This window comes from Microcystis sp. M53598_WE2 (genome assembly GCF_030067735.1).
In the GTDB taxonomy this organism is placed as follows: Bacteria; Cyanobacteriota; Cyanobacteriia; order Cyanobacteriales; family Microcystaceae; genus Microcystis; species Microcystis aeruginosa.
The window spans coordinates 1-2,788 of the sequence record NZ_JASJFE010000901.1; the positions used below are offsets into that span (position 1 = coordinate 1).

Sequence of the window (2,788 nt, forward strand, 5' to 3'; positions counted from 1 at the left end):
ACATAACTACATATTATAGGTCAACTTTCTCTATAACACTCTCTGGGGTAACGATATGGGTCAACCTTCTGTATATCACTTCATTTAGGCGCAATCGCCAGAAGTTTTCCCTTTATCACCCCCAAAAGCCTGTTAGCCAGACTAGCATATTGCCAAAAACCTTGTTTAACTAAATTCCTGACAATTAGGCTCATTCTAGCGATGATTCCTATGTCTGACCGCACCCCTTGACAAAAATTTATAATTATTCGACCTTTAGCGATCGCTATCGGGGGATAGTTGTTTTTTGTTACAGCAGTGGGGGAGAAGGGAGCGGGTTTTTCAAGTTGGATTGGCAGTTAATCATACTATTAAAAACCGATTTAGTATAAAGACCCCGTTATACCGTGTCCCTACAGATAGAATTCAACGGCTCTAGCATTCGGCGCGTCACGGAATAAAAATGCGTCTTGCGCCTTGATAATCTTCAATATCAACTACAATATCAACCAAACGGTTAACGCAACGATCGCGATAATCTGGCTCGGCAAGTAGTCGCTCAATATTACCGATTGTCACGACGGGTAATGATGTGGGGGTATTTTCCTCCCGCATCACTTGCTCCAGGGAATCTTTGCCTTTCATACTTCGGTTAGCGGTGATCAGGATCATCTGATTGGCTTGGGCATACCGCCAAACAACGCGATCATCGCTCGTGACAGCTAACCCAACTTCTTCAAACAGAATAAAACGAATCGAGATCAAGTCAAGCCAACCACTCGCAGCAAGGACTCCGGCGAGGACAAGAGAATGCCCTCGTAAGTTATGATCAACTAGAAAATTCATGCCCGTGATGCCAACTTGGCTTTTTCCGCTTGAAGTTTTGCTCGAATGGCTTCTGTGCCAGGTTTTGGCGGCTTAGCAGCAATACGGGCAACTCGCTCACGATTTTGCTCTTCATAGTATAGTCGGAGTTCTTCAGCTTCTTTGAGAACTTGCTGGTACTCAGCTTCCACATCCGCACGATGAGCCTCAATATAAGCCAGGGCAGTGTTAATTTGCTCTTCCGTCAGATCAAATAATCCCTGAATGAACTTAGGTGGATATTGAGCAGTCACATAATCCATCACATCATAGAGGGTGATGCGGGTTCCTGCGATTGTCAGTCCTCGCTCTGTACGAATGATAGCGGTTTGTTTATTTGATGCGAGCGTCATAGCTATAGTCTCAGTCTTTCACCATCTCATTCCATATTACCGCATGAAAAAGTAAGGTGAGCAAACTCCCACCCTGACTACTAATTCGCAAGCTCTTTAATCCTCGACCCTGACCTTCAAAATGTATTTCAGCCTCGTTCCTGCATCTAGCCAGTAGTGAACTCCAATATCTGGCAATTCAGTATCATTTGTGTGAGCATCACCAGGCCCCGTACTACAAGATCGGCGATCAAATTTAGACCACAGCTTCAATCAATGGGCATGGTGCGTTCCCCAAAAATTGATCGCTGGAGCAGTAGAAGTTGCATTAGGGAACGCACCCTACGGCGATTGCGTACTGCTACGCAGTGCCTTCGGCATCGCACTGCCATGTCTAGGAGCAAAGTGACGCTCGCGGCATCGGCAGCTGCAACGATCGGTTGGTTAGCCAGCGGTTACACAGGTAGCCAGGTATCCCGGTTTGGCAATGGGCCAGCCAACTTGCAGCGGGCAACAGGCGTCAGTGGATCAACGAGACCCTTCGTCTTATCTGACATGATAGAGTTGCCGAAGTTCATAACGTCGCAAGGCAGGACTGACCCGTGCACCCATTCAGAAATCGATCCATGTCGTGAAAAAAGCCGTCGTAACCAGAAAGGTTTACGAAACTTACTTGGTCCGTACTCGGCAATTGAGTTGGCAACGGGAGGATCATCGCCACGTCGGATTCCGACGTTATTGGGACGCTCCGCCTGTGCGTAAAGGGAGTGATCGAATTGCGCCACGGGATGAACGCTTCCATCATGGACGTGGGCAGTCGGGAAGAAAAGGGCCGTTGAATTCCGCGTCCTAAACGACAATGCCATGGGATGGATCCGCATGTCTCCAGATCGAAGCTGAAAGACGGCAAAACCAAAGTCACTGTAAAGCGGCAGCTGTTTCCAAACATCCTCTGGAAGGCGAAATCGAAGATCAAGTCTGTGAAAATCCGCGAGTGCGGGTACGAACGAAGCGTCAAACGCGCCAACTCGATGAACCATGAGATTTCTAGGACTCGCTCTCGCGACAGCGACGCCTTTGCTACGCATTTCCAGCGGCTGCGGGAAGCATCGATCCATGTCGCGAAAAAAGCCGTCGTAACCAGAAAGGTTTACGAAACTTACTTGGTCCGTACTCGGCAATTGAGTTGGCAACGGGAGGATCATCGCCACGTCGGATTCCGACGTTAGGCGCATCTCATACACTAAGTGCTGACGGTCGCCATTCAGGCGAGCGTAGATCTTCGTGTTGGACACCTGTTGAACGTCGTGAGAAAAGATACACATTGGATTGCATCTGCCTAACTACATATTATGCGGAAACTTTCTGTATAACACTCTATTTAGGCGCGATTGCCAGAACTTTTCCCTATATCACACCCAAAAGCGTGTTAGCCAGATTAGCATATTGCCAAAAACCTTGTTTAACTAAATTTCTGACAATTAGGCTCATTCTAGCAATGATTCTTCGATCTGACCGCACCCATTGACAAAAATTTACAATTATTCGACCTTTTGCGATCGCGATCGGGGGATAGTTGTTTTTTGTTACAGCAGTGGGGGAGAAGGGAGCGG

4 protein-coding genes are annotated in these 2,788 nt (G+C 47.6%); 1 reads left to right on the plus strand and 3 read right to left on the minus strand.

From position 1 onward, the window contains the following. Positions 1–429: 429 nt before the first annotated feature. Both PX636_RS18380 and PX636_RS18385 read right to left on the minus strand, forming a co-directional pair. Positions 430–825: a DUF5615 family PIN-like protein gene (locus tag PX636_RS18380; protein ID WP_002796835.1), complete on the minus strand. Its 396-nt coding sequence runs from the start codon at positions 823–825 to the stop codon at positions 430–432. Beyond that, on the minus strand, positions 822–1,196 hold the full coding sequence (locus PX636_RS18385; protein ID WP_002796833.1) for a DUF433 domain-containing protein: 375 nt from the start codon (positions 1,194–1,196) through the stop codon (positions 822–824). The genes PX636_RS18380 and PX636_RS18385 overlap by 4 nt, the downstream gene beginning before the upstream one ends. 848 nt (positions 1,197–2,044) lie before the next feature. Between PX636_RS18385 and PX636_RS18390 the strand changes: the two genes are divergently transcribed. Beyond that, positions 2,045–2,404 carry a hypothetical protein gene (locus tag PX636_RS18390; RefSeq protein ID WP_288118209.1) on the plus strand — a complete coding sequence of 120 codons (360 nt, stop codon included), beginning with the start codon at positions 2,045–2,047 and terminating at the stop codon, positions 2,402–2,404. A 178-nt stretch (positions 2,405–2,582) separates the two neighbouring features. Here PX636_RS18390 and PX636_RS18395 read toward each other — a convergent pair. Continuing rightward, positions 2,583–2,788: hypothetical protein (locus tag PX636_RS18395; protein ID WP_288118210.1), on the minus strand; the 206-nt coding region annotated here is incomplete at its 5' end.